At 58.0% G+C, this 24,951-nt stretch carries 22 protein-coding genes; 14 read left to right on the top strand and 8 right to left on the bottom strand.

Features of this window, described 5'->3' with window-relative positions:
- Positions 1-2 precede the first annotated feature (2 nt).
- From C1N84_RS19910 to C1N84_RS19920, 3 genes are read left to right on the top strand one after another with little or no spacing between them, the layout of a single operon-like run.
- Positions 3-1,646, top strand: coding sequence for a GMC family oxidoreductase (locus C1N84_RS19910; RefSeq protein WP_264444499.1), 1,644 nt, complete (start codon positions 3-5; stop codon positions 1,644-1,646).
- Positions 1,639-2,718, top strand: coding sequence for a M24 family metallopeptidase (locus C1N84_RS19915; RefSeq protein ID WP_264444496.1), 1,080 nt, complete (start codon positions 1,639-1,641; stop codon positions 2,716-2,718). Before C1N84_RS19910 ends, C1N84_RS19915 begins: the two co-directional genes overlap by 8 nt.
- A 10-nt stretch (positions 2,719-2,728) precedes the next feature.
- Positions 2,729-3,508: an SDR family oxidoreductase gene (locus C1N84_RS19920; protein ID WP_104187187.1), complete on the top strand. Its 780-nt coding sequence runs from the start codon at positions 2,729-2,731 to the stop codon at positions 3,506-3,508.
- 14 nt (positions 3,509-3,522) lie between these two features.
- Here the strand turns inward: C1N84_RS19920 and C1N84_RS19925 are convergent, their stop codons facing one another.
- Positions 3,523-4,224, bottom strand: a complete 702-nt coding sequence (locus C1N84_RS19925) for an OBAP family protein (protein ID WP_104187186.1) — start codon at positions 4,222-4,224, stop codon at positions 3,523-3,525.
- 272 nt (positions 4,225-4,496) lie between these two features.
- On the opposite strand from C1N84_RS19925, the gene gcvA reads away from it, so the two are divergent.
- The 4 genes from gcvA (at position 4,497) to C1N84_RS19945 (ending at position 7,621) form a co-directional block, all read left to right on the top strand.
- Entirely contained in the window at positions 4,497-5,402 is a 906-nt protein-coding gene (gene gcvA / locus C1N84_RS19930) for a transcriptional regulator GcvA (RefSeq protein ID WP_264444493.1), read from the top strand.
- A gap of 75 nt (positions 5,403-5,477) precedes the next feature.
- Entirely contained in the window at positions 5,478-6,305 is an 828-nt protein-coding gene (locus tag C1N84_RS19935) for an EamA family transporter (RefSeq protein WP_394541901.1), read from the top strand.
- A 19-nt stretch (positions 6,306-6,324) separates the two neighbouring features.
- Positions 6,325-7,215 carry an oxidoreductase gene (locus tag C1N84_RS19940; RefSeq protein WP_058758851.1) on the top strand — a complete coding sequence of 297 codons (891 nt, stop codon included), beginning with the start codon at positions 6,325-6,327 and terminating at the stop codon, positions 7,213-7,215.
- A 160-nt stretch (positions 7,216-7,375) separates the two neighbouring features.
- A complete protein-coding gene (locus C1N84_RS19945) occupies positions 7,376-7,621 on the top strand; it encodes a hypothetical protein (RefSeq protein WP_058775103.1) in 246 nt (81 codons plus the stop codon).
- A gap of 2 nt (positions 7,622-7,623) precedes the next feature.
- On the opposite strand, the gene bdcA is transcribed toward C1N84_RS19945, so the two are convergent.
- Complete coding sequence (bdcA, locus tag C1N84_RS19950; protein ID WP_104187182.1) at positions 7,624-8,337, bottom strand: SDR family oxidoreductase; 714 nt, start codon at positions 8,335-8,337, stop codon at positions 7,624-7,626.
- An 88-nt stretch (positions 8,338-8,425) separates the two neighbouring features.
- Between bdcA and C1N84_RS19955 the strand changes: the two genes are divergently transcribed.
- The gene (locus C1N84_RS19955; RefSeq protein WP_104187180.1) at positions 8,426-9,001 is read left to right on the top strand and encodes a TetR/AcrR family transcriptional regulator; all 576 of its coding nucleotides are present in this window, start codon (positions 8,426-8,428) and stop codon (positions 8,999-9,001) included.
- A 39-nt stretch (positions 9,002-9,040) separates the two neighbouring features.
- On the opposite strand, the gene C1N84_RS19960 is transcribed toward C1N84_RS19955, so the two are convergent.
- The 5 genes from C1N84_RS19960 to C1N84_RS19980 form a co-directional block, all read right to left on the bottom strand.
- A complete protein-coding gene (locus C1N84_RS19960) occupies positions 9,041-9,739 on the bottom strand; it encodes a GntR family transcriptional regulator (RefSeq protein WP_104187178.1) in 699 nt (232 codons plus the stop codon).
- Positions 9,740-9,865: 126 nt separating this feature from the next.
- Complete coding sequence (locus C1N84_RS19965; protein WP_158252658.1) at positions 9,866-11,059, bottom strand: enolase C-terminal domain-like protein; 1,194 nt, start codon at positions 11,057-11,059, stop codon at positions 9,866-9,868.
- 1 nt (position 11,060) lies between these two features.
- Positions 11,061-12,380: an MFS transporter gene (locus C1N84_RS19970; protein WP_394541902.1), complete on the bottom strand. Its 1,320-nt coding sequence runs from the start codon at positions 12,378-12,380 to the stop codon at positions 11,061-11,063.
- A 230-nt stretch (positions 12,381-12,610) separates the two neighbouring features.
- Positions 12,611-13,279, bottom strand: coding sequence for a LysR substrate-binding domain-containing protein (locus C1N84_RS19975; RefSeq protein ID WP_136546180.1), 669 nt, complete (start codon positions 13,277-13,279; stop codon positions 12,611-12,613).
- 12 nt (positions 13,280-13,291) lie between these two features.
- Complete coding sequence (locus C1N84_RS19980; protein WP_136546178.1) at positions 13,292-13,504, bottom strand: helix-turn-helix domain-containing protein; 213 nt, start codon at positions 13,502-13,504, stop codon at positions 13,292-13,294.
- 120 nt (positions 13,505-13,624) lie between these two features.
- Here C1N84_RS19980 and C1N84_RS19985 point away from each other — a divergent pair, with 120 nt between their 5' ends.
- The 3 genes from C1N84_RS19985 to C1N84_RS19995 all read left to right on the top strand — a co-directional run bounded on the left by C1N84_RS19985 (position 13,625) and on the right by C1N84_RS19995 (position 17,501).
- A complete protein-coding gene (locus tag C1N84_RS19985; protein ID WP_104187173.1) occupies positions 13,625-14,164 on the top strand; it encodes a nuclear transport factor 2 family protein in 540 nt (179 codons plus the stop codon).
- Between the two features lie 484 nt (positions 14,165-14,648).
- Positions 14,649-16,082 (top strand): glycine betaine/L-proline transporter ProP, encoded by a 1,434-nt coding sequence (gene proP, locus C1N84_RS19990; protein WP_031280122.1) that lies wholly within the window; start codon positions 14,649-14,651, stop codon positions 16,080-16,082.
- 138 nt (positions 16,083-16,220) lie between these two features.
- Complete coding sequence (locus C1N84_RS19995) at positions 16,221-17,501, top strand: MFS transporter (protein ID WP_394541918.1); 1,281 nt, start codon at positions 16,221-16,223, stop codon at positions 17,499-17,501.
- A 226-nt stretch (positions 17,502-17,727) separates the two neighbouring features.
- On the opposite strand, the gene C1N84_RS20000 is transcribed toward C1N84_RS19995, so the two are convergent.
- Positions 17,728-17,937 (bottom strand): CsbD family protein, encoded by a 210-nt coding sequence (locus C1N84_RS20000; protein WP_021509571.1) that lies wholly within the window; start codon positions 17,935-17,937, stop codon positions 17,728-17,730.
- Positions 17,938-18,265: 328 nt separating this feature from the next.
- On the opposite strand from C1N84_RS20000, the gene treZ reads away from it, so the two are divergent.
- From treZ to glgX, 3 genes are read left to right on the top strand one after another with little or no spacing between them, the layout of a single operon-like run.
- Positions 18,266-20,050, top strand: coding sequence for a malto-oligosyltrehalose trehalohydrolase (gene treZ, locus C1N84_RS20005; protein WP_264444471.1), 1,785 nt, complete (start codon positions 18,266-18,268; stop codon positions 20,048-20,050).
- The gene (gene treY, locus C1N84_RS20010; protein ID WP_264444468.1) at positions 20,047-22,542 is read left to right on the top strand and encodes a malto-oligosyltrehalose synthase; all 2,496 of its coding nucleotides are present in this window, start codon (positions 20,047-20,049) and stop codon (positions 22,540-22,542) included. Before treZ ends, treY begins: the two co-directional genes overlap by 4 nt.
- A 59-nt stretch (positions 22,543-22,601) precedes the next feature.
- Positions 22,602-24,677, top strand: a complete 2,076-nt coding sequence (glgX, locus tag C1N84_RS20015) for a glycogen debranching protein GlgX (protein WP_264444465.1) — start codon at positions 22,602-22,604, stop codon at positions 24,675-24,677.
- Positions 24,678-24,951 lie beyond the last annotated feature (274 nt).

The raw sequence follows: 24,951 nt of genomic DNA on the forward strand, positions 1-24,951 counted from the left end.
TTATGAAAGAGTACGATTACATTGTGGTGGGCGGCGGGAGCGCGGGCTGTATCGTTGCCGCGCGCCTGGTCAGCGAAGGAAATGCGCGCGTGCTGCTGCTGGAGGCCGGGCGCGACGAATACCATCCGGTGCTGAAAATGCCCGCCGGCTATATGAAGTTTCTCGCCAGCGACCGGTTTCTGACGATGCATCAAACCGAAGCGCAGCCGCAGCTCAACGGACGCGGCGTGATCGTGCCGCAGGCCAAAGTGCTGGGCGGCGGTTCGACTGTCAACGCCATGGTCTACATGCGCGGTCATAAACAGGATTACGCCGACTGGAACCGCGCGCTGGGCCATCAGGGCATCGACTGGTCGTGGGAGGCGCTGCTGCCGCACTTTACCGCCATCGAAGATAATGATCACCTCGGCGCACCCAATCACGGCGTTGGCGGCCCGATGAAAGTGTCGCATCTCGGCCACTTCAGTCCGCTGAGCCGCGCCTATGTCAAAACCCTGCAGGGGCTGGGTATTCCCTACACGCCGGATTTTAACAGCGGCAATCCGTCTGGCGTCGGCTTCATGCAGCACACCATTGACGGTCAGACACGACAGCGCTGCAGCGTGGTCGATGCGTTTATCAACCCGCTGCGCCATGACGCACGGCTGACGCTGGTCACCGGTGCGCAGGTTGAAGAGGTGCTGTTTGACGGCACCTGCGCCAGCGGCGTGCGCTATCGTCAGGATGGCCAGCCGCAACAGGCGCGCGCCAGCCGCGAAGTGATTCTGGCCGCCGGTGCCTACCAGACGCCAAAACTGCTGATGCTCTCCGGCATCGGTCCGCAGGAGCAGCTGAAACAGCACGGCATAGCCGTGCGCCATGCCTTGCCGGGCGTGGGTAAAAACCTGCAGGACCATTACGAAGTGCCGGTGGTTGCCAGCACGCGCGGTGCGTTTGGCTACTACGGCCAGGATCGTGGCTGGCCAATGGTCAAAGCCGGACTGCAATATCTGCTGTTCAAAAGCGGCCCGGTGACCACCACCGGCGTGGAAACCTGCGCCTTTTTCGATCCGCTCGATTTCACGGCGACGCCCACCATTCAGATGTTCTGCGTGCCGACGGTCTATCTCGATCGCGATGTGATGGGTGCCGATCCCGGTGACGGTGTCACGGTGAACTCCCTGCTGCTGCGCCCTAAAGCCACCGGTGAAGTCACGCTGCGCGATAACAACGCCAGCAGCCTGCCGGTGATCGATACGCAGATTTTCGGCCATCCGGACGATTTAGCCCGCACCCTCGCCGGTTTTCGCTTTGCGCGTCAGGTGCTGGCGGCCGCGCCCATCCGCGAGATGGTCGATCAGGAGATCTTCCCTGGTGCGGAAGTCACCAGTGATGAAGCGATTGGCGCCCACTGCCGGCGCATGGTGAAAACCGGCTATCACCCGGTCGGCACCTGCCGCATGGGACACGATGACGATCCGCTGGCGGTGCTGCACGACGACCTGCGCGTGCGCGGCGTACAGCGGCTGCGCGTGGTGGATGCCTCGATGATGCCGAATATTATCAGTGGCAACACCAATGCGGTGGTGATGGCCGTGGCGCATCGCGCTGCGGAGCTGGTTCTGCAGTCGCAGATTGTTGAGCACAAGGAGGCCGTGTATGAGTGACAAACTGGCGCGCCTGCAACAGGCGCTGGCGCACTGGCAGCTGGATGCGGTATTGCTGACGCGCCGCGATAACATCGCCTGGCTGACCGACGGGGCCAGCTATTATGTAGTGGATCGCGCCGAGACTGGCGTTGCCAGCCTGCTGATTGGCCGCGACAGCGTGCTGCTGCTGGCACCGGACAATGAGCTACCGCGCATTCTGGCCGAAGAGCCGCTGCCGTTCAGCTGTGCGACCCGGCACTATCCGTGGTACCAGTCGCTGAGCAGCGTGCTGCCGGCGGGCAATATCGGCAGCGATACGCCCATGGCAGGATTGAGCGATATCCAGCCGCAGATGATTACGCTGCGCCAGGGGCTGAGCGCAGCGGAACAGCAGCGCTTTCGCACGCTGGGACAGGAGACGGCGCAGGTTGTCGAAACGGTGGCGCGCCAGCTGCGCGCGGGCGTCAGCGAATGGCAGGTCGAAGCCGACATTGCCGCCGGCTGTCTGGCGCGCGGCATTCGCCCGATGTGCACGCTGGTGGCCGCCGATGAGCGCATCGCCGCATTTAAACATCCGGTGCCGACGCACAAAACGCTGCAGCGCATGATGCTGATCACCCTCGGTGCCGAACGGCACGGTTTGCATGTCAGCCTGACGCGCCTGGTGCATCTCGGCGAACCCGACGCGGCGCTGCGCCAGCGCATTGTGACGCTGGCGGAGATCCATGCCGATATGCTGTATGCCACCCAGGTGCAGCGCAGCTGGTCAGCGGTTTTTGCCGACATCACTCAGGCTTATCAACGCCACGGTCACGCTGAGGCATGGCGCGATCATCATCAGGGCGGTCCGGCCGGTTACGGCTGTCGCGACTGGATTATCACCCCGGAGAGTCGCGGCGAGGTGCAGCCCGACACCGCCGTGGCGTGGAACCCGACGCTGAGCGGCGTGAAAAGCGAAGACACTTTTTTGCTCAGCCGCAGCGGGCTGGTGCCGCTCACGCGCAGCGACAGCTGGCCGCTGATTCGCCTGCAGCGCGGTGATAATACCTTAGAGCTGGCCGACTGGCTGATTCTCCCGACATCCTCATAAGGAAGCGACTATGTCCCCACGTTTAGCCAATAAAACCGCCATCATTACCGGTGCCGGTAGCGGCATCGGCAGCGCCATCGCCACCCTGTTTGCGCGCGAAGGCGCCCGCCTGGCGCTGTTTGATCGCGACGCACACAGCAGCGAAGCGCTGGCGGCGCAGCTACAGCAGCAGTCCGGCCAGCGCTGTCTGGCCTGCGCAGCCGATGTCACGCAGCCGCAGCAGGTTAGCCGCGCGGTACAGCAGGCGCAGCAGGCGCTGGGAGATATTGATATCCTGATCAACTGCGCTGGCGTAAACGTTTTTCGCGATCCGCTGACGCTGGACGAGGATGACTGGCAGCGCTGCATGAACACCAATCTGAAAGGGCCGTACAACCTGATACGCAGCGTCCTGCCGGCGATGCTGGCGCGTCAGTATGGCAACATCGTTAACGTTGCATCGGTGCACGGGCACAAAATCATTCCCGGCGCGTTCCCTTATCCGGTGGCTAAACACGGGCTGATCGGCCTGACGCGTTCCCTGGGCGTGGAGTACGCCGCGCAGGGCATCCGCGTAAACAGTATTTCGCCCGGTTTGATCATGACGCCAGCCGCTGAAGCCTGGCTGGCGAGCTGTCCGGATCCGCAGGCCGAGCGCGCGCGTCAGGCGGCGCTGCTGCCGTGTAAACGCATCGGCGAGCCGGATGAAGTGGCTTACACAGCGCTGTTTCTCGCCAGCGACGAGGCGCGCTTCATCAATGCCACCGATATCCTGATCGACGGTGGGCGCAGCCAGATGTATCACGAGTAAAGCGGAATCGCCGGTTACGGATGCACGCGCCGGCAACGATCGGCCCCCTCTGCCACCGGATGGGCGGCGATATCAGCGCGGTCAGTGCGGATTGTCGCAGTATCGACGTCAAAGCGCTTGTCGCGGTCAGCCAGCAGCGCCGGATTGAGCTGACCGTCGGCGGTAAAGCCCATCATCAGCGTCGGCGCGCCCAGCGGCAGCGTTTTATCGCGGTCGGTATGCCAGGTGTGCCAGGTTTTTCCGTAGGTGTTGACGATTTTGCTCATCAGCGCGTGCTCCGCGGCCGGCGGCAGGCCGGGCGCAATCAGCGTACCGGATTTCACTTCATAGCGATGGCTGTGCCAGTACTGCTTTTCCTGCGCCGGCAGTTGCTTAAATAAACGTTCGCTGATGATATATTCCACGCCCATTAATTTGGCGTCTTTTTTGTTACCGTCATAAATAACCGCCTGCATCACATCGTCATTAAGAATGGTGACGTAGTGATGGGCCTCCATCTGCCCCTGCTGATTCCCGCAGTAATAATGAAAACCATCCAGATACGTATTGATCGCCTCAATCGGCGGCCGCGACTGCAACGCCGCCGCCCCGCTCTCCAGCAGCGCGGTTTTCCCCGCTTCCGGCGCACCAGGTGCCGTAACCGGCGAGGCGCTGTTATTCGCGCCACAGCCGGATAATAACAATAACGCCAGCGCGCTAAATACACGGTTTCGCATTTCATCACCCCATTCTTATATTGAGTGATAAACATAGTTAATCAGCGTCAGGACGCGAGCGCAGCGGGAACCCTATCCGGCGGCGGATTAAAACCGCCACGCGGTAAATAACCAACCATTCAGCTGGCCGCCGATTCAGTGATGAATGTGTCAGCCACTGTCAGCAAAGTGACAGGCTGTGAGGCTAAACTGGAGGGTGGGTGAATAAGTTTCGTGAGCGAACAGACGATTCCGCTATCATGAGTGAACGCTCATAAAACAAGGCTGCACCGATGAGAGAGTTACCGCCTACCGCCATGCTGCGCGCGTTTGAAGTGGCAACGCGCCATCCGACCTTTACCGCCGCCGCTGAAGAGCTGTTTATCACCCAAAGCGCCGTCAGCCATCAGCTCAAAAACCTGGAAGAGATCTGGGGCGTGCAGCTGTTTCAGCGCGGCAAAACGCTGAGTCTGACGCCGGCCGGCGCGGCGCTGGCACCGATTGTGCGCGAGTTTTTCAGTAATCTGGAAACCACCTTAGCCGACTTACGCGAACAGAAAGGCCGCGTGCGGCTGCGCGTGAATACCACTTACTCATTTGCGCTGAAGTGGCTGTTGCCGCGCCTGCCGGGCCTGACGCGCCTGCACCCGGAAATTCTGGTAACGCTGGAAAGCACCGATGATGCCATAACCTTCTCGCGCCAGGATTCTGATGTGGCGATCCGCTTTGGCCATGGCAATTATCCGGCGCTGCACAGCGAATTTATGTTTCGTGAACAGCTGTTTCCGGTTGCCAGTCCGGCGCTGCTGCAGCGCTTCGGCACGCCACAGGAACCGGCAGAACTGCTGCGCTACCCGCTGCTGATGCGTGATGGCGCCGATCTGGTGCCAAAATGGGAGATCTGGTTTAAACAGGTCGGCCTGACGCTGGATGCCTTACAGGAGAGCGTACGTTTTGCCGATACCAATATGACGCTGGAAGCCGCGCTGCTGGGGCAAGGCGTGGCGCTGGCGCGCAGCGGTCACGTTGAAAAAGAGCTGCGCGACGGCAGCCTGGTGCGGCTGTTCAGCGTCGCGTTTTCCTCGCCCGCCGCCTACTATTTCGTGTGTCCGCAGGGCATCGAAAGCCAGCCGCACATCGTTGATTTTCGACGCTGGCTGCTCGCCGAATCACGTCAGGCGCAGCAGGATTATCAGTGAAGTATGAGTATTTACTCATAGCGCAATGATGAATCTTCGCTTTCCAATCCATTTGCAGCTGCATAGCATCAACCCATGCCTGATAACATTATTGTCTTAATGCTGTGCGCCGCACTGCTGCACGCCAGCTGGAACACCTTACTGCGCGGCGGATCCGATCGCCTGTGGTCAATGACCATTATGTGCGTGGCGATCGCGCTGGTGTGTGCGCTCAGTACGCTGTTTCTGCCGCTGCCGGCGCGCGCCAGCTGGAAATATGCGCTGCTGTCGGCGCTGCTGCACGTCGGCTATAACCTGTGCCTGGTGCGCAGCTACCAGAGCGGCGATCTCGGCCAGACCTATCCGATTGCGCGCGGATCGTCGCCGCTGCTGGTGACCTGCGCCGCCGCGCTGTTTGCCGGCGAGCACATCGCCTTTACTACGCTGTGCGGCATCGTGCTGGTGTCCGCTGGCATTGTGTCGCTGGCGCTGCGCGGCGGCAAACTGGCGCTGCCGGGCCTGCGCTACACGCTGGCGACCGGTGCCTTTATCGCCGCGTACAGCGTGGTGGACGGCATGGGCGTGCGCGTTGCCGGCAATGCATTTGCGTATACCGCGTGGATGTGCAGCTTGTGGGGCATATTAATGCCGGCGGTCTACATCGCGCTGCGCGACAGCAAAAGCCTGCTGCAGTGGCGACCGGGCGTGCTGAGCGCCGCGGCGGGTGGCCTGGTTTCGCTGCTGGCCTACGGCATCATCATTTACGCCATGACGGCAGCGCCGATGGGCGCGGTGTCGGCGCTGCGTGAAACCAGCGTGCTGTTTGCCGCAGTGCTGGGCGCGCTGTTTCTCGGTGAAGCATTAACGGTAAGAAAAATGCTGGCGTGTGCGGTGATTGCACTCGGCACGCTGATGATCGGTTAAGCGATGAGGAGATGGCAGCATGTCTGAACGTTGTAAAATCGCCCTGCTGGGCCCCGGTGCAATTGGCACCACCGTCGCGGCGGTGCTGCATGAAGCCGGGCGCACCCCGCTGCTGTGCGGCCGCACGGCCCATGCACAGTTAACGCTGCGCCACGATGCGGGCGAAATCAGCGTGCCCGGTCCGGTATTGCATGATGCCTCGCACGTGACACAACGCTGCGATTTGCTGTTCGTGGCGGTTAAAACCACCCAGGTCGCGGACAGCGCCGCGTGGCTGGCCACTCTGTGCGATGAAAAAACCGTGGTGTGCGCGCTGCAAAATGGCGTCGAGCAGCAGAGCCAGCTGGCGCCTTATGTCAACGGCGCCACGGTATTACCTTCGGTGGTGTGGTTCCCGGCGCAGCGCGAGCCGGATGCGTCAGTCTGGCTGCGCGCCCAGCCTCGCCTGACCCTGCCGGATGTGCCGCAGGCCGCGCGCGTAGTGGATGCGCTGCGCGATACGCGCTGCGAGGTGGCACTGGCCGCGGACTTCCTCTCCATCGCCTGGCGCAAACTGTTACAAAATGCCGCCGCCGGTTTGATGGTGCTGGCCAACCGTCGCGCCGGCATGTTTAGCCGCGGCGATATCACGCAGCTGGGATTAGCCTATTTACAGGAGTGCCTGACGGTGGCGCGCGCGGCCGGTGCGGTGCTGGACGACAGCGTGCCGCAGGAAATTATTGATGGCTTTCACCGCGCGCCGCCCGATCTGAGCACCTCGATCCTCGCCGATCGCCAGGCCAACCGCCCGCTGGAGTGGGATACCCGCAATGGTGTGGTACAGCGCTATGGGCGTCAGCATGCTATTGCTACGCCGATTAGCGATGTCGTGGTGCCGCTGCTGGCAGCGGGCAGCGAAGGGCCGGGCTGATAAATAGGTTGCCGGACGCGCGGGGAGAAACAGCTATGCTGCGAATTGTTTATACAACGGCCAGGTTTTGATTGCGCCGCTACCAAGAGGGTGCGATGTTCAGCTGATTTAAACCATCGCCTCCGCGGCATAATCATGATAACGGCAACAGGACGCACATATGACAGATTACGTTTTTTATCGCAAACAACAGGTTATCGCCACGCTGGAACGATCGGATTCGGAACGTGCCCGGCTGCTGATGGCGGACGGTTACAGCAAGATGGACGAAGAAATTAATGCAGCCAGCGCGCAGGCGGCGCTGCGGCGGCTGGCTGATATTCGCCATGAAGAGCACATGACCGAACACGCTTTTGCCACCGGTTCGGTATTCAGCGCGGTGGTCAGCGCCCTGTTCAGACACTGACGTTATGCGCCAAACGCTCCATCAATAGTGTGCATGGCGCCGGTGACGAAACCGGCTTCGGGTCCTGCCAGCCACGCCACCATGCCTGCCACCTCTTCAGAACGGCCATGGCGTTTGATGGCCATGAAGCTGTGCATCAGATCTTTCATCGGACCATTTTCCGGATTGGCATCGGTATCAATCGGGCCCGGTTGCACCACGTTAATGGTGATGCCGCGCGGGCCGAAATCCCGCGCCAGGCCGCGCGCCAGACCCTGTAAAGCGGATTTACTTAGCGCATAAGACGCCATACCGGGAATCGGCATACGGTCGCCATTGACCGAACCGATAATGATGATGCGGCCGCCGGCTGGCATCTGTCGGGCGGCTTCAACCGCAGCATGATACGGCGCGTGAATGTTAATGCGGAACAGGCGATCGACCGCGTCCGGATCCTGTTCCAGCGCATCGCCGAACAGGGCGATACCAGCATTAACCACCAGCACATCCAGCGGTCCACTGTCGCGCACGGTAGCAATCACCGCATCGCGCTCTGAGCTGTCGGTATGAACAGCAGCCGAACCGGTTTCGTGCGCCAGTTTTTCGGCGGCCTCAGGCGAACCTGAGAAGGTGAAGGTCACGCTGGCACCCTCATCAGCAAAGCGACGCACGATAGCCGCACCAATACCGCGACTGCCGCCCAGAACCAGAACCTGCTTATCTTTAAATATGCTCATTTGCATCTCCACGTGTGATTTCTTAGTATGCATTACAAAATGAGCCCGATTTAATGTCAATGCAATTTTGTAGCGAGCACTATAAAACATGAAATCACCTGGTCGTCCCCGCAACTTTGACCCCGAACACGCCGTAGCAGTCGCGCAGGGGTTATTCCATGCCAAAGGTTATGACGCCGTCAGCGTCGCCGATGTCACTGACGCGCTGGGCATCAACCCGCCGAGCTTTTACAGCGCGTTCGGTAATAAGGCCGGATTGTATGCCCGCGTTCTCGATCGCTACGCCACTACCGGCTCGATTCCCCTGGCTGAGATACTGCGCGACGACCGCCCGGTGGCCGAAGCCCTCGATGCATTACTGAAAGCGGCGGCGCTGCATTATGCCCGGGATGAGGTGTGTGCGGGTTGTCTGGTGCTGGAAGGAATTCGCTGTCAGGATCAGCAGGCACGCGAGGCGGCCAGAGTGTTTCATCGCGCCGCTGAGGACACCATCCGGTGCTATATTGCGGCCCGCTACCCACAGGACGCGCAGCGCCTGACCGACTTTGTCAGCACCGTGATGTCCGGACTTTCTGCCAGAGCGCGTCAGGGCCACAGCGTTGAGCAACTGCTGGCCAGCGCGCAGCTGGCGGGTCTGGCGGTGGCTGCTGCGCTTGAGGCGTGATCGCTTTTCAGCGATGTTCTGACTGCGAAGTGATGCCGATCAACTGGCTGAGTCGGTGTCCGCCACCGACCGCTGGAACATGCGCATAATGCCGCCAAGATGCCAGTGCAGAAGTTCCAGCGCCTGTTCATCCTCGTAATTAGTTAACCGCGCCACGATCGCTTCATGATCGTTTTGCGAACCCTGGAACTCATCCGGCGTGCGCGTCAGGTGATTGAGAAAGGCGCGAATGCGGTTGATGCTGGTTTTGTAAAAACCGACCAGCTCGCTGTTCTGGCTGCTTTCAATCAGTGCCATATGAAACGCCGCATCGGTTTCGCGGTAGGTCTCCGGCGCGTTTTGTAATGCATCGCGTCCACGCGCCAGCTGTTCGTTCAGGCGCGCGATCAGCGCCTGACGATCGTGTTGCAGTGCCAGCTTTAATGCGCCTGATTCCAGAATCTGCCGCATCTCACAGGTTTCGCGCATCTCCCGCTCATTGAACGAAAACACAAAAGTGCCGCGCTGCGGGATAATTTGCACCAGACGCTCCATCTCCAGCTTTTGCAGCGCCGCTCTTACCGGCGTCCGGCTCACGTTAAGCTGGGTGGCAATATCGTTCTCGGAAATTAATGCACCGGGTGCAATCTGGCAGTTCACGATCAGGTCACGAATATGATCGGCCAGAATGCTGCTCAGTGACTGCGGGCGGAGGATGTTTTTCGATGACCAGTCAATGATGAGTTTATCGGCGGGCATAGCGTGGCGAGCGTCCTTTAAACAGCGAGCATTTAGGGGGTCAGAATGACGGTGGGCACTGTGTTTTGTAGTATACAAGAGACAGATCCCCCAAACAATAACGGGCCTGTTTGAGGGAGCGTTGGGTTATGAGGTGAACAAGTATGTCTGCTGCTGAATATGCGCTGGATTAAGTGCCATGCCCATGCCGGGTCCCTGCGGTACCGGGATTAACCCGTTTTGCGGCACCAGCGGATCGCGCAGGAAGTACTGATGAATATCGTTCCATTTCACCAGATACTCCTGATAAGGCGTGTGGATTGGCGATTGCGTGGTGCTGAAATGGGCCGTTGCGATGCTGGAATGACCGTGCGGGATTACCTGCAAATCGTACAGGGTGGCGATAGCAGCAATTTTTAACGTTTCTGAAAGCCCACCGCACCAGTAGATATCGGGCTGAATCACATCCAGCGCCCCGGATTCAAAGAAGCGTTTGAAACCCCAGCGCGTGTACTCATGTTCGCCTCCCGCCATCGGGATGGACAGTTTGTCTTTGAGTCGTTGCATACTGCCGATTCTGTCGGCCATCACGCACTCTTCCAGCCAGCGCGGGCGATACGGCTCAATGCCCTTTGCCAGTTCAAGCAGATACGTCACATCCATCGACTGCCAGCAATCAAACATCAGATCGTAATCATCCCCTACGGCTTCGCGCAGCGTTTTTGCCAGTTCGATGTTTTTCTTCAGCCCTTCCCTGCCGCTCATCGGGCCGTGGCGGAAAAACCATTTTTGTCCGCGATATCCCAGCGCCTTATACTCCAGCGCCCGCTCGTGCACCTGCGCCATATCCTGCACCGCAAAGCCCAGCATCGATGCGTATGCCGGTATTTCTTCCTGTAACGAACCGCCCAGCAGGCGAAACACCGGTTGCTGCATCCATTTGGCACGCAAATCCCACAAGGCACAATCCACCGCGCTGATCGCCAGCATGCCATCGCCCTGACGCCCATGAATCTGCGCCCGGTACATCTGATCCCACAAACGCTCGGTGTCGCGCGAATCCTGACCCAGCAACAACGGCCGCAGCTGGCCATGAATGATTGATGCAACGGCATGCGGCACCGGCCCTGCCAGCCCGTCCACGCCCTCATCAGAAACGATCTCAAGAAACACGGTGGTAATGGCAAAACCATCTTCCAGCTGAACGCCACCGTCATGATTATTCACAGTACGAAACTGCGCATAGACATCGGTGGGACGCGCGAGACGCTCCTCCCAGAAATCGCCCTCTCCCGGCATCACGCCTTTCACCTGAAGTAACCGGACATCAATAATCTTCATACTACTGCCCCTCACGTTGTTCATTGCTGGCCTGATAAGCCGGTAAACGCTGGCGACGAAAGATGATGCTCAGAGTAATGATCGAGAGCATCGCCATCGCCGCCAGCCAGTAAAATCCGCCGTTATAACTGCCGCTGCGGTCGCGTATCACGCCGATGACCCACGGATTCACCACACTGGCAATACTGCCCAGCGCATTGATCAGGGCGAGGCCACCCGCCACCACGGACGCCGGGATAAACTGCGCGGGCAATCCCCAGAACACCGGCATCGCGCCGAAAAAGCCAAATGCCGAACAGCACAAAAACATCATTTTCACCAGCGAGTTATCGAACCACGCGACGCATAACAGCCCGACAAAGGAGAAGATCAGCGCCAGATAGTTGGCCAGCAGTCGCGACCCGGGGCGATCGGCTATGCGTCCCAGCACCAGCATGCCGGCCAGACCAAATACGTAAGGGATGATGGTGATGAACCCGGTCTGAACATGACTTAAGCCGGTTTCGCTGATGATCAGCGGCAGGAAGGTGCTCACCGCACCGTTGAGGTTCGCCAGTCCGTAATAGGTGAGGCTGAACAACAACACCAGCGGGCTGAACAGCGCTTTCAGCAGACCGCCATGGCCGCGCGACGGCAGTTTTTGCCGCTCAGCAGCGAGTGTTGTCACCAGCCAGTGCTGCTCATCTGCGCTGAGGAAGCGGGCATCTTCCGGCCGATCGGGCAACGCAAAGGGGACGATCAATCCCAGCACAATCGCCGGAATGGCCTCCAGCAGAAACATCAGCTGCCAGCCGCGCAGCCCCAGCCATCCGTGCAGCTCTAACAACAGGCTGGAAACCGGCGTGCCTATAATCAGCGCGATCGGAATGCCGGTCATAAACGAGGCGATGATGCGTCCGCGCCACGCCACCGGAAACCACAGGGTGAGATAAAACACGATGCCGGGGAAGAAACCGGCTTCAGCGGCACCCAGCAGCGCGCGCATCACATAGAGGCTGTTTTCACTCCACACAAACATATGCGCACCGGAGATGATGCCCCAGGTCACCATAATGCGGGCGATCCACCAGCGTGCGCCCACCCTTTTCATCAACAGATTGGAGGGCAGTTCGAGGATGGCGTAAGGCAGGAAAAACAAACCGGCGGCAAGGCCAAAACTGGCGGCGCTGATGCCGAGATCGGCATTCATGGTGAGGGCGGCCACGCCGATATTGGCGCGATCGATCACCGCAATAACGTAGCAGCCAATCAGCAGCGGAATCAGTCGCCACGACAGTTTACGGATCACCCGCTTTTCAATTTCAGTATCTGTACTTTGCATGGTCTTTCCCGGTGTTGGTGACATGGATAAAAAATGCACTTGTATACAAGTTCTGTTGTATACATCCGCTGAACACTCTTCAATGGGCTGAGTACGGAAATGAGATATGAAACGTTTCAGCGTGAAGCCGCTGGTAAACGTTTATAAGAGGGGCGAGCCGGGCGAAGATGAGCTAAAAACGTGGTGATTAATCGAAGTGAACAGAGTGCGCTGGCACACTCCGGGCAGGGTTATTTTATGCGAAGCCATTGTATAAACGCGCGCATGGCAGGTGACATGGCTTTACCCGCTATCCAGCAAAGTGAATAACCCGGGAATTCCATCTCCCAGGGTTGCAGAAGGCGACAAAGCTTGCCGGAGGCCAGCAATGCACTGACCCGTTCCGCCGTTAACTGGGCAATACCTGCGCCAGCAATAGCGGCCTGCCGCTGCCTTTCGCGATCGTCTACCACCAGATTTCCGTGCACGGGAATATCAAAAATTTTCCCCTCATTTAAGAACTGCCAGGGCTCTACCCTGCTACTTCCCGGCCAGCGCCAGCCGATGCAATTGTGATTGATCAGATCTTCCGGGACTTCAACCGCACCATGCTTTGCCAGATATGCTGGCGCAGCGACCACAATCTGATGGAGCGGCTTGCCTAATGGAATAGCAACAAATCCCGGTTCCAGCACCTCGCCTAAGCGCAGTGATAAATCATAGCCGCCGCGGCTCAGATCGACCGGCGCATCGCTGGTTGTGATATCCAGCTGCACGTTGGGATAATCAGTAAGAAACCCGGCAATATTGTGATCAAGAAACATTTCAGCACCCGATCGAAAAGCATGAACGCGAATCAGCCCCTTAATATCCTGGCTTCTGGCGTGTGCCTGCTGCAGGGTCTCATGCAGATTAGTCATAATGGGTGCAGTCTAAAGAAACAAGGACTTGCCATCATCGGTAAGATATACCGCCCGGGTGGTCCGGTTCAGCAAACGTTGCCCGAGTTGTGCTTCCAGCGCGGTGATTTGCTGACTGACGGCTGACGCAGATACCCCTAATATTTCCGCAGCGGCTCTGAAATTCAGTTGCTGAGCAACCACGACGAAAGCCCGTAAAGCCAGATACTCCGCGCTGTTAATCATTATTGATGTCCTTTATTAATTGCCACTTAACACACCATTAAGATACAGGAACTTCACGCCTGTAAGTATCTCGTTATAATCACTCAAATCATAATTAATAAATAATATCAGGAGCACTTTATGCTGCAGGAAAACCTTGAATTAGCGCAGAGATTACAAATTATCGAAGACAAACTGGCGATTTATGAATTGATTGCGTCACATCCTCCCAGCGCAGATACTGCAATGGCGGAATATACATTATCGGTTTATCTGGAAAAGAGTGAATTCAATCGCGGTCCTCATCTTGATGGCGCGGAGGGTGCAGAGGCGATAGCCGCCTTTATTTTGCGGCCTGAGCATGAGGAAGCACTGGCTAACGGATTAGCGCATTTTACCGGATTACCCTTGATTGATCTGCGCGGAGACAGCGCGGTAGTCACCTCTTATTTACAGTTAATTTATCTGGATGATAAAGGCGAATCACGCATGCTGGCCAATCACGGCAGCTCTCCTGGGTATCGCATACACCGCGTTGTAGTGAATCGCTGGGAGTTAAAACGCATTGCGGGCCAATGGAAAATTCATCGCAGGACGTTGATTCCGGTGGACGGTAGCGGTTTATCACGCGCATTGCTTTCCCAGGGGCTGAAAGATGTATTCAGCCGACAATCACGATAATTAACGCGACAAGACAGTCATTGAGCCAGACCACGATATGCAGCGACGTCATCAATGACAATCCGCTACGAGACTGGCTGCGCAGGTTGGTGTCCAGCATGGCAACAGTCTGACTATTCCTTTCAGCCAAATCCTTTGGTGATGTACTTGCCAGTAACGTATGAAATTTATCAAAGTCGACATTCTTATCCTGTAGCAATGCAGCATATTTCCCTATAAATCATCGCCTCACCAAAGAATATCATGTGCAGAATGCTATCAGCTTTAAGCATCAGCATAATGGGTTATTTCAGCCGCTGCGCCTTTTGACAGTCTCATACTCTAACGCTACGCTTAATTGCAAGGATATATGTCGCAAACTTGCGTAAAGATAAAATATTTCCTAAGGTGACCGCCTTTCAGCCTCTTATAGCTTTCATTTCCCTTTGTGAAGTGCCGGCTGCGAAAGCTATAAGATCGCTCCAATTTTACTCATGGGGAGTTTATGAGCACCGGAACGATGACCAATAAACCTGATTTGACCGTTGACGATATTACCGTCATTGACAACAAATTATTGAAACGCGCCGTCAGCGCCGCAGCGCTGGGTAATACCATGGAGTGGTTTGATTTCGGCGTTTATAGTTACCTTGCCGTGATTATCGGCCAGGTATTTTTCCCGGACGCCAGTAATACCGCGCAGCTTATTGCGTCGTTTGGCACTTTTGCGGCCGCGTTTTTAGTGCGCCCGATTGGCGGCATGGTATTTGGTCCACTCGGCGATCGCTTTGGCCGGCAGAAAGTGCTGGCCTTTACCATGATTATGATGTCGATTGGTACCTTCTGTATTGGCCTGATTCCCAGCTATGCCAGTATCGGTATTGCCGCGCCGATCCTGCTGTTGCTGGCGCGTCTGGTGCAGGGCTTTTCCACCGGCGGTGAATATGGCGGTGCCGCCACCTTTATTGCGGAATACTCCACCGACAAACGCCGCGGCTTTATGGGCAGCTTCCTGGAGTTTGGTACGCTGGCCGGTTATCTGCTGGGCGCCAGCCTGGTGACCGGTATGATTGCGCTGCTGCCGCATCAGGCGATGATGGACTGGGGCTGGCGCATACCGTTCTTCCTGGCCGCGCCGCTGGGGCTGTTTGGCCTGTATATCCGCCTGAAGCTGGAAGAGACACCCGCGTTTAAAGAGCATATGGATAAGCGTGAAGAGGCCGAACATAACAAGCCGCAGCTCACGCTGTGGCAAATGCTGCGCACGCAGAGTAAGCCGCTATTGAAGTGTATTGGTCTGGTGCTGCTGTTTAACGTGTCTAATTATATGCTAACCGCCTATATGCCGAGTTATTTAACCGGCATTCTGGGGCTGAGCGAAATATCCGGTCTGCTGCTGGTGATGGTGGTGATGTTTATCATGATGCCGCTGACCTTAATGTGGGGCCATTTCACCGACCGCATCGGCCGTAAACCGGTGATTGGTTTCGGCGCGCTGGGATTATTAGTGCTGGCGATCCCGGCGTTTATGCTGATTGGTTCTGGCAACATGCTATGGGTATTTGCCGGTCTGGCCGTGCTGGGCTTACTGCATACCTGCTTTAGCGGCACCATGCCAGCGACATTACCGGCACTGTTTGTCACCGATATTCGTTACAGCGCGCTGGCTATCGGCTTTAATTTATCAGTCTCGCTGTTCGGTGGCACCACGCCGTTAATTACCGCATGGCTGGTCGACACTACGCACAATACCATGATGCCGGCGTATTACATGATGGGTGCCGGCGTGATTGGTTTGTTAACGGTATTGACGCTGAGTGAGACAGCACGTAAGCCACTGAAAGGTTCATCCCCTGCGGTGGCGACTAAAGCCGAGGCGCATAAACTGATTGATAAACTGCGTAAACAGCGCAGCCGTAAAAAACAGCAGCCAGCATAATCCCCGCTGATATTCACATCAGGTGCGCTCAATGCGCACCTTTTTTGTGCCCTGCGTCAGACTTATAGCTCAGATAATCGCCCCGGGCTGCGGTAGACTGACATTCTCTGACTGTTTTTTACACATTAAGGGTTAATGATGTCATCTGCCGTGTCTCCCGCCGTTAATCAAAAGCGCGTACTGATTGCCGGATCCGTCGGCAATTTTATCGAGTGGTATGAATTCGCCGTGTACGGTTTCATGGCCACGCTGATCGCTAAACATTTCTTTCAGCTGGAAGGAGAAAGCGCCCTCACCAGCCTGATCCTCACCTATGCGGCCTTCGCGGTGGCGTTCTTTTTTCGCCCGTTAGGGGCAGTACTGTTTGGCCGCCTGGGCGATCGCTATGGCCGTAAACCGGTGCTGATCGCGGTGCTGGTATTGATGACGCTGGCCACCGTCGCCATCGGTCTGGTCCCGGTTTATGCCAGCATTGGCGTGGCTGCGCCGCTGCTGATTACACTGCTACGCATTTTGCAGGGACTGTTTGCCGGCGGAGAATACGGCGGTGCGGTCTCGCTGATGACCGAATCGGCGCCGCCCGGCAAGCGCGGATTTTATGGCGCATGGCAGTCGCTGACGGTGGCGCTCGGACTGCTGGCGGGCGCGGGCGTGGTGGCAGTACTGCCGCTGCTGCTGGGAGACGCCGCCATGAACGCCTGGGGCTGGCGCATTCCCTTCCTGCTGGCGCTGCCGCTCGGCGCAGTGGCGCTGTGGCTGCGCACCGGCCTCGACGAATCACCGCAGTTCAGCCAGACACCGGCGGCACCACAACAGCAGGCGTCGCTGGGTGTCACGCTGCGCGCTATCGTGCTAGGCATTGGGCGGTTAATGGTATGGTCGGCCGCCGGTTATACCTACCTGGTGATCATGCCCACCTATCTGCAGGCCGCGCTGCATACCGGCTTTAACCAGGCGCTGCTGATTGCGGTCATCTCTAACCTCGGCTTTGCCGCCACCATCCTGCCGGCCGGCATACTCAGCGATCGCTATGGCCGCCGCACATTAATGCTGCTGGCGACGTTTTTGCTGCTGGTGCTGGCTTTCCCGCTGCTGAAAGTGCTGCAGCATCCGGAGAGCGATATGGCGATCAAAGCGCTGGTGGTGTTTATCGCCGGTGCGCTGGTGGGCATGCTGGCCGGACCGGGACCGGCGATGCTGGCCGAGATGTTCCCGACCCGCGTGCGTTACACCGGGCTGGGGCTGGCCTATTCGCTCTCCAACGCGCTGTTTTCCGGCTGCGCGGGTCTGATCATTACCGGCCTGATGAAGCAAACCGGCAACGCCGACATTCCCGCCTGGTATGTGATGGCCACCGCCGTAGTGAGTTTTGTCGCGCTGCTTTCGCTCAATAAGGACGATCACCGCAGACCCCTTTGAGAAAAAGCGTTTGTGCAGGTAAGCACCTGTCATTGGTCGCCATCAATGGCGACCCTACAGGGGCCGAAAGATTTTTTTTACAGGAGTGATGAATATATAGGCATATATATGTCTGAAATAACATAGAAAATAAATCAAGACATGCCTGATATTTTATCCAGCTCAAAAACAGTGCCATTATAAATAACAAAACCCCGGCACATCAGTGTACCGGGGATAACCAACACTACCAGTTAAATTTATTACTATCTTCCCACTCTTTGACTTCCTTCTCTGCTTGATCTTTACCGTAGCCGTAGCGCTCCTGAATGCGGCCGACTAATTGATCGCGTTTCCCTTCGGCTACGTCTAAATCGTCATCTGTAAGCTGGCCCCATTTCTCTTTCACTTTTCCTTTGAACTGCTTCCAGTTTCCGCTGATACGATCTTCGTTCATCAGTGTTCTCCTCATTTAGGTGACAGTGCCGCCTGGCATTATTTCGCGCATCGGTTAACTGCGCAGAGATAAGCGTAGCCTATGGCTGAGATTAAAAGGTGCTTAAGCGAACAAATCGGAAAATTTACGTAACGGTACTGTTTAAAGCGCAGCGGGAATTAAATCTGAAAATATAGGCTATGATTTTTCAGGGTACTCAGTGATTTATCTGCGTACCCGTTTGCTACCAGGGCATTTAGTCTTTTGTATTCAGAGAGTAAATGGTTTTAAGGAACGCGAATCGCTTGATGTCGTCCATTCCCCGTGCGGGGCTTAACGAGGCAATAGAATGGAATCCACAACGTTGGAAAAATCCTGGGGTGCTGAAATCCTTGCTGACGGCAGCGTGCGGTTTCGCCTTTGGGCACCCGGTCAGCAGCAAATTACCCTTCACGCCGATGGCCAGCAGCATGCCATGCAGCCGCAGCAGGATGGCTGGTTCAGCCTGACGCTGCGCGGGCCTGGTCACGGCAGCGAATATCACTACGAGCTGGCCGATGGCAGCACGGTGCCCGATCCGGCCGCGCGGGCACAACGCGCCGATGTCAACGGCCCTTCTCTGGTTATCGACCCTCACCATTACGACTGGCAGCAGCGTGACTGGCAGGGACGGCCGTGGCACGAAACGGTGGTCTACGAGCTGCACATCGGCACCTTTACCGCCGAAGGCACCTTCCGCGCGGCTATCGCAAAACTCCCCGCGCTGGCTGACCTCGGTATCACCATGATCGAAGTGCTGCCGGTATCGCAGTTTGGCGGCGCGCGCGGCTGGGGCTATGACGGCGTTCTGCTGTATGCGCCGCACTCGGCGTATGGCTCACCGGATGATTTCAAAGCCTTTGTCGATGCCGCGCACGCATTGGAACTGTCGGTGGTGCTGGATATTGTGCTCAACCACTTTGGTCCGGAAGGCAATTACCTGCCGCTACTGGCGCCGGCCTTTTTCCACGAAGAGCGCATGACGCCGTGGGGCGCCGGGATTGCTTACGATATCGATGCCGCGCGGCGTTATATCGTCGAAGCACCGCTCTACTGGCTGAAAGAGTTTAACCTCGACGGCCTGCGCTTCGATGCCATCGACCAGATTGAGGACACGTCCAGCAAGCATGTGCTGATCGAAATTGCCGAACGTATTCGCAGCGAAATCCACTCTCGCCCGATCCATCTCACCACCGAAGACAGCCGCAACGTGATCTTCCTGCATCCGCGCGATGCGGACGGTAACGCGCCACTGTTCAGCGGTGAATGGAACGACGATTTTCATAATGCCATTCACGTCTTTGCCACTGGCGAGACGCACGCGTATTACCAGGATTTCGCCGACGTACCGGAGAAATTAATCGCGCGCATTCTCACCGAGGGCTTTGCTTATCAGGGCGAGCTGTCGCCACAGAGCGGCCAGCGGCGCGGCGTACCCAGCGCAGGCCAGCCGCCGGTGGCGTTTGTCGACTTCATCCAGAACCACGATCAGGTAGGCAATCGCGCCCAGGGCGAACGCCTGATTAGTCTGGCCGGTGTCGATCGCACCAAAGTGCTGCTCGCCACCCTGCTACTGTCACCGCATATTCCGCTGCTGTTTATGGGCGAAGAGTACGGTGAAACCAACCCGTTCCTGTTCTTTACCGATTTCCACGGCGATCTGGCGAAAGCGGTGCGTGAAGGACGGGCGCGCGAATTTACCGGTCACGCCGGTCATGACGATACGGTACCGGATCCCAATGCTGAAGAGACCTTCACGCGTTCGAAACTGGACTGGAGCAAAGTGGAAAATCCCGCAGGCCAGGCGTGGCTGACGCTTACGCGCCAGCTGCTGGCGTTGCGCCAGCAGCACATCGTGCCGCTGCTGCCGGATGCCCGCAGGCATAACGGCCAGGTGCTGCGCACCGCACCAGGCTTTGTCGCCGTCAGCTGGCAGTTCCCGCAGGGCCAGCTGTCGCTGGCGCTGAATATTGGACAGCAGAGCCAGCCGCTGCCCGCTATGCCCGGCGAGACGCTCTTTGCGTGGCCACAGGAAAGCGGCGAGCTGCCGCAGCACTCTCTCATCGTGCGTCTGGCAAAAGGAGCAGCGCAATGAGTATTCCAACCGCGACTTACCGTATCCAGTTCCGTAACGGCATGACGTTTGACCGCGCGGCGCAGCTGGTGCCCTATCTGCAGCAGCTGGGTATCAGCCATCTTTACGCCTCGCCGATCTTTACCGCCACCCGCGACTCGACGCACGGCTATGACGTCACCGACGCCAATGAGATTGACCCGGCAATTGGCGGACGCGCCGGTTTTGACCGCCTCAGCGCGGCGCTGCAGCAGGCCGGGATTGGCCTGATCCTCGATATTGTGCCTAACCACATGGCGGCGTCGCTGGAAAATGCCTGGTGGCGCGATGTGATTGAACACGGGGAAGCCAGCCGCTACGCGCGCTACTTTGATATCGACTGGTCACGCAGGCTGACGCTGCCGTTCCTTGGCGATGATTTTGACCGCGTGCTGGCCAATGATGAACTCAGCATCAAGGCCGATCCGCACAGCGGCAATCCGGCGCTGGTCTATTACGACAGTTACTACCCGCTGACGCCCGCCAGCTGGCAGCAGCGTAAAGACGAGGTGCTGGCGCTGCGCGATCGCGCGGCCATCGCGGAACTGCATGCGCAACAGCCGTGGCAGCTAATGAACTGGCGTGAGGCGCGCAGCGCGCTCTCCTACCGCCGCTTCTTTGAAATTACCGGGCTGGTCGGCGTGCGCGTCGAAGATGAAGAGGTGTTCGCGGCTTCGCATCGCCTGATTCTTGAACTGGTACACAGCGGTGTGGTGAGCGGGCTGCGCGTCGACCACGTTGACGGGCTGGCCGATCCGCTCGGCTATCTGCAACAGCTGCGTCAGGCCGCGGGCGACGCGTGTTATATCACGGTGGAGAAGATTCTCGCTGACGGTGAGCAACTGCCCGCCGACTGGCCGGTGTCCGGCACCACCGGTTACGAGTTTATCGCCGCGCTGTCGCATGCGCTGATTGATGATAATCAGATCGATATGCTGCATCTGGCCTATGAAGCGGTATCCGCTGAACGTAACGACGTGGCGGCTGGCCTGCGTGCGGCACGTGAACTGATGGTCGATCGTAACTTTGCCGGGGAATTCAGCCGCCTGCTGGCGCTGGCTACCGAGGCAGCCGATCTGGTGCATCGCAACTTCAGTGAGGCTGAGCTGCACGTGGCGCTGCGCGAGCTGCTGATCGCCTTCCCGGTGTATCGCACCTACGGCCGGAAAGCCGGTATGCCGCTGGAAGGCGAAGCGTTGCTATTACAGGTGCTGGAGCAGGTTAAACACAGCGCCTCGCCTGCGGCGCTGAGCTTTTTGCAGGCATTACTGCTGGGGGCGATCACTGAACAGGGCGAGCAGGATGCGGCGGAATTCCGCGCCCGCTTCCAGCAGCTGACCGGCCCGCTGATGGCGAAATCGGTCGAAGACACGCTGTTTTTCCGCAATCACGTGGCGCTGGCGATCAACGAAGTGGGTGCCGAACCGCTGCCGCATGCGTTTTCGCTTGAACGCTTTCACCACGAAATGCAAACCCGCCTGCAGCACCAGCCGGATGGGCTGTCGGGTACCTCCACGCACGATACCAAACGCGGCGAGGATGCACGCGCGCGGCTGTATACCCTGAGTGAAGCGCCGGCGCTGTGGGCGGAAAACGTCACGCGCTGGCGGCAGATGAATCAACCACACGTAGTCGCGCTGGCGGACGGCCCGGCTCCCGAACCGCCGGTCGAGTGGATGCTGTATCAGGCGCTGGCCGGCGTCTGGCCCACCACGCTGCAGCCGGAGGACACAGCGGCACTCGACGCGCTGCGCGATCGCTTTTTACCGTTTGTGGAAAAAGCCCTGCGCGAGGCGAAGTTACGCACCGACTGGGCGGACGGCAATGAGGCTTACGAAAACGCTGTACTGGAGTATGCCCGTCAGCTGCTGTCGCCCACCAATCCGGCGTTCCTGCAGGACTTTAGCCACGCGCTACAGCCGTTCATCCGTGCCGGACTGGTTAACAGCCTGAGCCAGACGGTGATCAAACTGACCGCGCCGGGCGTGCCGGATATCTATCAGGGCTGCGAAGCGCTGGATTTCAGCCTGGTCGATCCGGACAACCGGCGCGAGCCGGATTTCGCTCAGCTGACGGCGCAGCTGGATGTCCACGCCGCACCGGACTTTGCCAGCCAGCAGGACTGGCTGAGCGGTCGGCTGAAACAGCAGATGGTTGCGCGCCTGTTGCATCTGCGCCGCGACCATCCGTCGCTGTTCCGCTTTGGTGATTATCAGCCGCTGAGCGCATCGGGTGAACACGCAGAAAAAGTGATCGCTTTTGCCCGGCAGGACAGCGATCACGCGCTGCTGGTGATTACGCCACGGCTGATTTTCAATGGTGCACAGTGGAGTCTTACCCGACTGGCACTGCCGGAATCGCTGGCGCATCGCCACTATCGCAATGTGCTGACCGGTGAAACCGTAGTGATTAATGATGATATTACGCTGGACAATGTGAGCTATAGCGCGCCGCTGGTGCTGATTAGCCAGTAGCGTCCCCGATAAACCTGTTGTTTTACATGACTATCTATTCACTGGATGGAGAGGATTGAATGTCTAACGGTAAACCTTTAGAAATCACCGCTGGATCGGGGCACCAGCTCGGCGCCAACTTTGATGGGGACGGCGTCAATTTTGCGCTGTTTTCAGCACACGCGGAACGGGTCGAACTCTGTCTGTACGATGAGAACGGTCAGCATGAAATCGCCCGCTTCGATCTGCCGGAATATACCCACGAAATCTGGCACGGCTACGTGCCCGGGCTGAAACCCGGCGCGCTGTATGGTTATCGCGTTCACGGACCGTTCGATCCGGAAAACGGTCACCGTTTTAACCCGAGCAAATTACTGATTGATCCCTACGCCCGCGAGTTGCAGGGCAACATCGACTGGAATGAAGCGCATTTCGCTTACGATTTACTGCACGAAGATAAAGATCTGACGCTGGATACCCGTGACAGCGCGCCATTTACCCCCAAGTGTCGGGTAATTGATACCAATGAGTTTGACTGGCAGGACCATAACCGGCCCAGCATTCCGTGGTCCAGCACGGTGATTTATGAAACCCACGTCAAAGGTTTCACCCAGCTTAATCAGGGCATTCCGGCAGAGATGCGCGGCACCTATGACGGCATGAGCCACAAATCCACCGTCGACTACATCAAAAGCCTCGGCGTGACGTCAGTGGAATTGCTGCCGGTGCACTGGTTCCCGGACGACCAGCACCTGCTGGATCGCGGACTGAAAAACTTCTGGGGCTATAACTCGCTGGCCTTTTTTGCGCCTGCCAGCCGCTACTTCGGTCCGCGCGGTATTCAGGGCTTTCGCGACATGGTGCGCGCTTTCCACGATGCCGGCATCGAAGTGATTCTCGACGTGGTGTATAACCACACCGCGGAAGGCAACGAACTGGGGCCGACGCTGTCGTTTAAAGGGATTGATAACTTCTCTTATTACCGCACGCTGCCGGATCAGCACCGTTATTACATCAACGATACCGGCACTGGCAACACAGTGAATACCTCCCATCCGCGCGTGCTGCAGCTGGTGACGGATTCGCTGCGCTACTGGGCAGAATCGATGCATATCGACGGTTTTCGCTTCGACCTCGGCACCATTCTCGGCCGCGAGCCGGAAGGGTTCGATCAGCGTGGCGGCTTCTTTGATGCCATGACGCAGGATCCGGTGTTGTCTAAGCTAAAACTGATCGGCGAACCCTGGGACATCGGCCCCGGTGGCTACCAGGTGGGTGGTTTCCCGCCCGGCTGGGCCGAATGGAACGACAAATATCGCGACACGGTGCGTGAGTACTGGAAAGGCGACAACGTCTCAACCGACTTTGCCGCGCGCCTGCTTGGTTCCGGCGATATGTACGATCAACGCGGCCGCCGCCCGTGGGCCAGCGTCAATTTTATCACCGCGCACGATGGCTTTACGCTGAACGATCTGGTCTCGTACAACGACAAGCACAACGATGCCAACGGGGAAGATAACAACGACGGCCATAACGATAACCGTTCATACAACTACGGTGCCGAAGGCCCCACCGACGACGAAGGCATCAACGCGGTGCGCGAGCGGCAGAAGCGTAACTTCCTCGCCACGCTGTTTTTCTCTCACGGCACACCGATGCTGCTGGCGGGCGATGAGTTTGGCCGCAGCCAGATGGGCAATAACAATGGCTATTGCCAGGACAGCGAGATTTCCTGGCTGCACTGGGAAGATCTGCCGGCTTCCGCTGATGCGTTACGCGATTTCACCCGTCAGATCATCGCATTGCGCGCGCAGCAGCCGCTGCTGCGACGCGAAAGCTGGCGCGACGGCATGGAGATTAAATGGTTTAACGCCGGCGGCGGTTTTCAGCAGGCGGAACAGTGGGACGAGGGCTCGACGCTCGGCGTGTACATTGGGCGTCCGGATCTGCAAACCGAAGAGGGTATCTGGCACGATGTGCTGATGCTGTTCAATCCGTTTGAAGGCAATGTGCCGTTCCGCATCCCGCAGTTTGGTGAAGGCGGCTGGGTGCTGGAGCTGACCACCTCCGACAGCGCCAGTAAGGGATTGGTAATTACCAAAGAGAAGGATTTCGAGCTGGAGGGCCGCAGCCTGGCGCTATTCCGCCGGCCGTGAGTGGAACGCAAGGTGCCGGTTTCCAGGTGCGCATGAATGCGCACCCTACAGAAACAACGGGACATGCACTCCCCGTTTCCAGGTGCGCATGAATGCGTACCCTGCGGAAATAACGGGACATGCACCGTAGGGTCGCCGTTCACGGCGACCGGCTCCACTGTTAACCCGCCAGCCTCTTCTGCTACCCGGCGCTAAAATTTCATTAACTAAAAACCACAATCTGCCGATGTTCTTTAATCTGCCCTTGTACCCGCCGCGTCAGGCGTCGGGGTGC

The organism is Pantoea sp. SGAir0418 (genome assembly GCF_043529865.1).

Coding starts and splice junctions, on each gene's coding strand:
- C1N84_RS19910 (WP_264444499.1), top strand. CDS start 3: ATGAAAGAGTACGATTACATTGTGGTGGGCGGCGGGAGCGCGGGCTGT.
- C1N84_RS19915 (WP_264444496.1), top strand. CDS start 1,639: ATGAGTGACAAACTGGCGCGCCTGCAACAGGCGCTGGCGCACTGGCAG.
- C1N84_RS19920 (WP_104187187.1), top strand. CDS start 2,729: ATGTCCCCACGTTTAGCCAATAAAACCGCCATCATTACCGGTGCCGGT.
- C1N84_RS19925 (WP_104187186.1), bottom strand. CDS start 4,224: ATGCGAAACCGTGTATTTAGCGCGCTGGCGTTATTGTTATTATCCGGC.
- gcvA (WP_264444493.1), top strand. CDS start 4,497: ATGAGAGAGTTACCGCCTACCGCCATGCTGCGCGCGTTTGAAGTGGCA.
- C1N84_RS19935 (WP_394541901.1), top strand. CDS start 5,478: ATGCCTGATAACATTATTGTCTTAATGCTGTGCGCCGCACTGCTGCAC.
- C1N84_RS19940 (WP_058758851.1), top strand. CDS start 6,325: ATGTCTGAACGTTGTAAAATCGCCCTGCTGGGCCCCGGTGCAATTGGC.
- C1N84_RS19945 (WP_058775103.1), top strand. CDS start 7,376: ATGACAGATTACGTTTTTTATCGCAAACAACAGGTTATCGCCACGCTG.
- bdcA (WP_104187182.1), bottom strand. CDS start 8,337: ATGAGCATATTTAAAGATAAGCAGGTTCTGGTTCTGGGCGGCAGTCGC.
- C1N84_RS19955 (WP_104187180.1), top strand. CDS start 8,426: ATGAAATCACCTGGTCGTCCCCGCAACTTTGACCCCGAACACGCCGTA.
- C1N84_RS19960 (WP_104187178.1), bottom strand. CDS start 9,739: ATGCCCGCCGATAAACTCATCATTGACTGGTCATCGAAAAACATCCTC.
- C1N84_RS19965 (WP_158252658.1), bottom strand. CDS start 11,059: ATGAAGATTATTGATGTCCGGTTACTTCAGGTGAAAGGCGTGATGCCG.
- C1N84_RS19970 (WP_394541902.1), bottom strand. CDS start 12,380: ATGCAAAGTACAGATACTGAAATTGAAAAGCGGGTGATCCGTAAACTG.
- C1N84_RS19975 (WP_136546180.1), bottom strand. CDS start 13,279: ATGACTAATCTGCATGAGACCCTGCAGCAGGCACACGCCAGAAGCCAG.
- C1N84_RS19980 (WP_136546178.1), bottom strand. CDS start 13,504: ATGATTAACAGCGCGGAGTATCTGGCTTTACGGGCTTTCGTCGTGGTT.
- C1N84_RS19985 (WP_104187173.1), top strand. CDS start 13,625: ATGCTGCAGGAAAACCTTGAATTAGCGCAGAGATTACAAATTATCGAA.
- proP (WP_031280122.1), top strand. CDS start 14,649: ATGAGCACCGGAACGATGACCAATAAACCTGATTTGACCGTTGACGAT.
- C1N84_RS19995 (WP_394541918.1), top strand. CDS start 16,221: ATGTCATCTGCCGTGTCTCCCGCCGTTAATCAAAAGCGCGTACTGATT.
- C1N84_RS20000 (WP_021509571.1), bottom strand. CDS start 17,937: ATGAACGAAGATCGTATCAGCGGAAACTGGAAGCAGTTCAAAGGAAAA.
- treZ (WP_264444471.1), top strand. CDS start 18,266: ATGGAATCCACAACGTTGGAAAAATCCTGGGGTGCTGAAATCCTTGCT.
- treY (WP_264444468.1), top strand. CDS start 20,047: ATGAGTATTCCAACCGCGACTTACCGTATCCAGTTCCGTAACGGCATG.
- glgX (WP_264444465.1), top strand. CDS start 22,602: ATGTCTAACGGTAAACCTTTAGAAATCACCGCTGGATCGGGGCACCAG.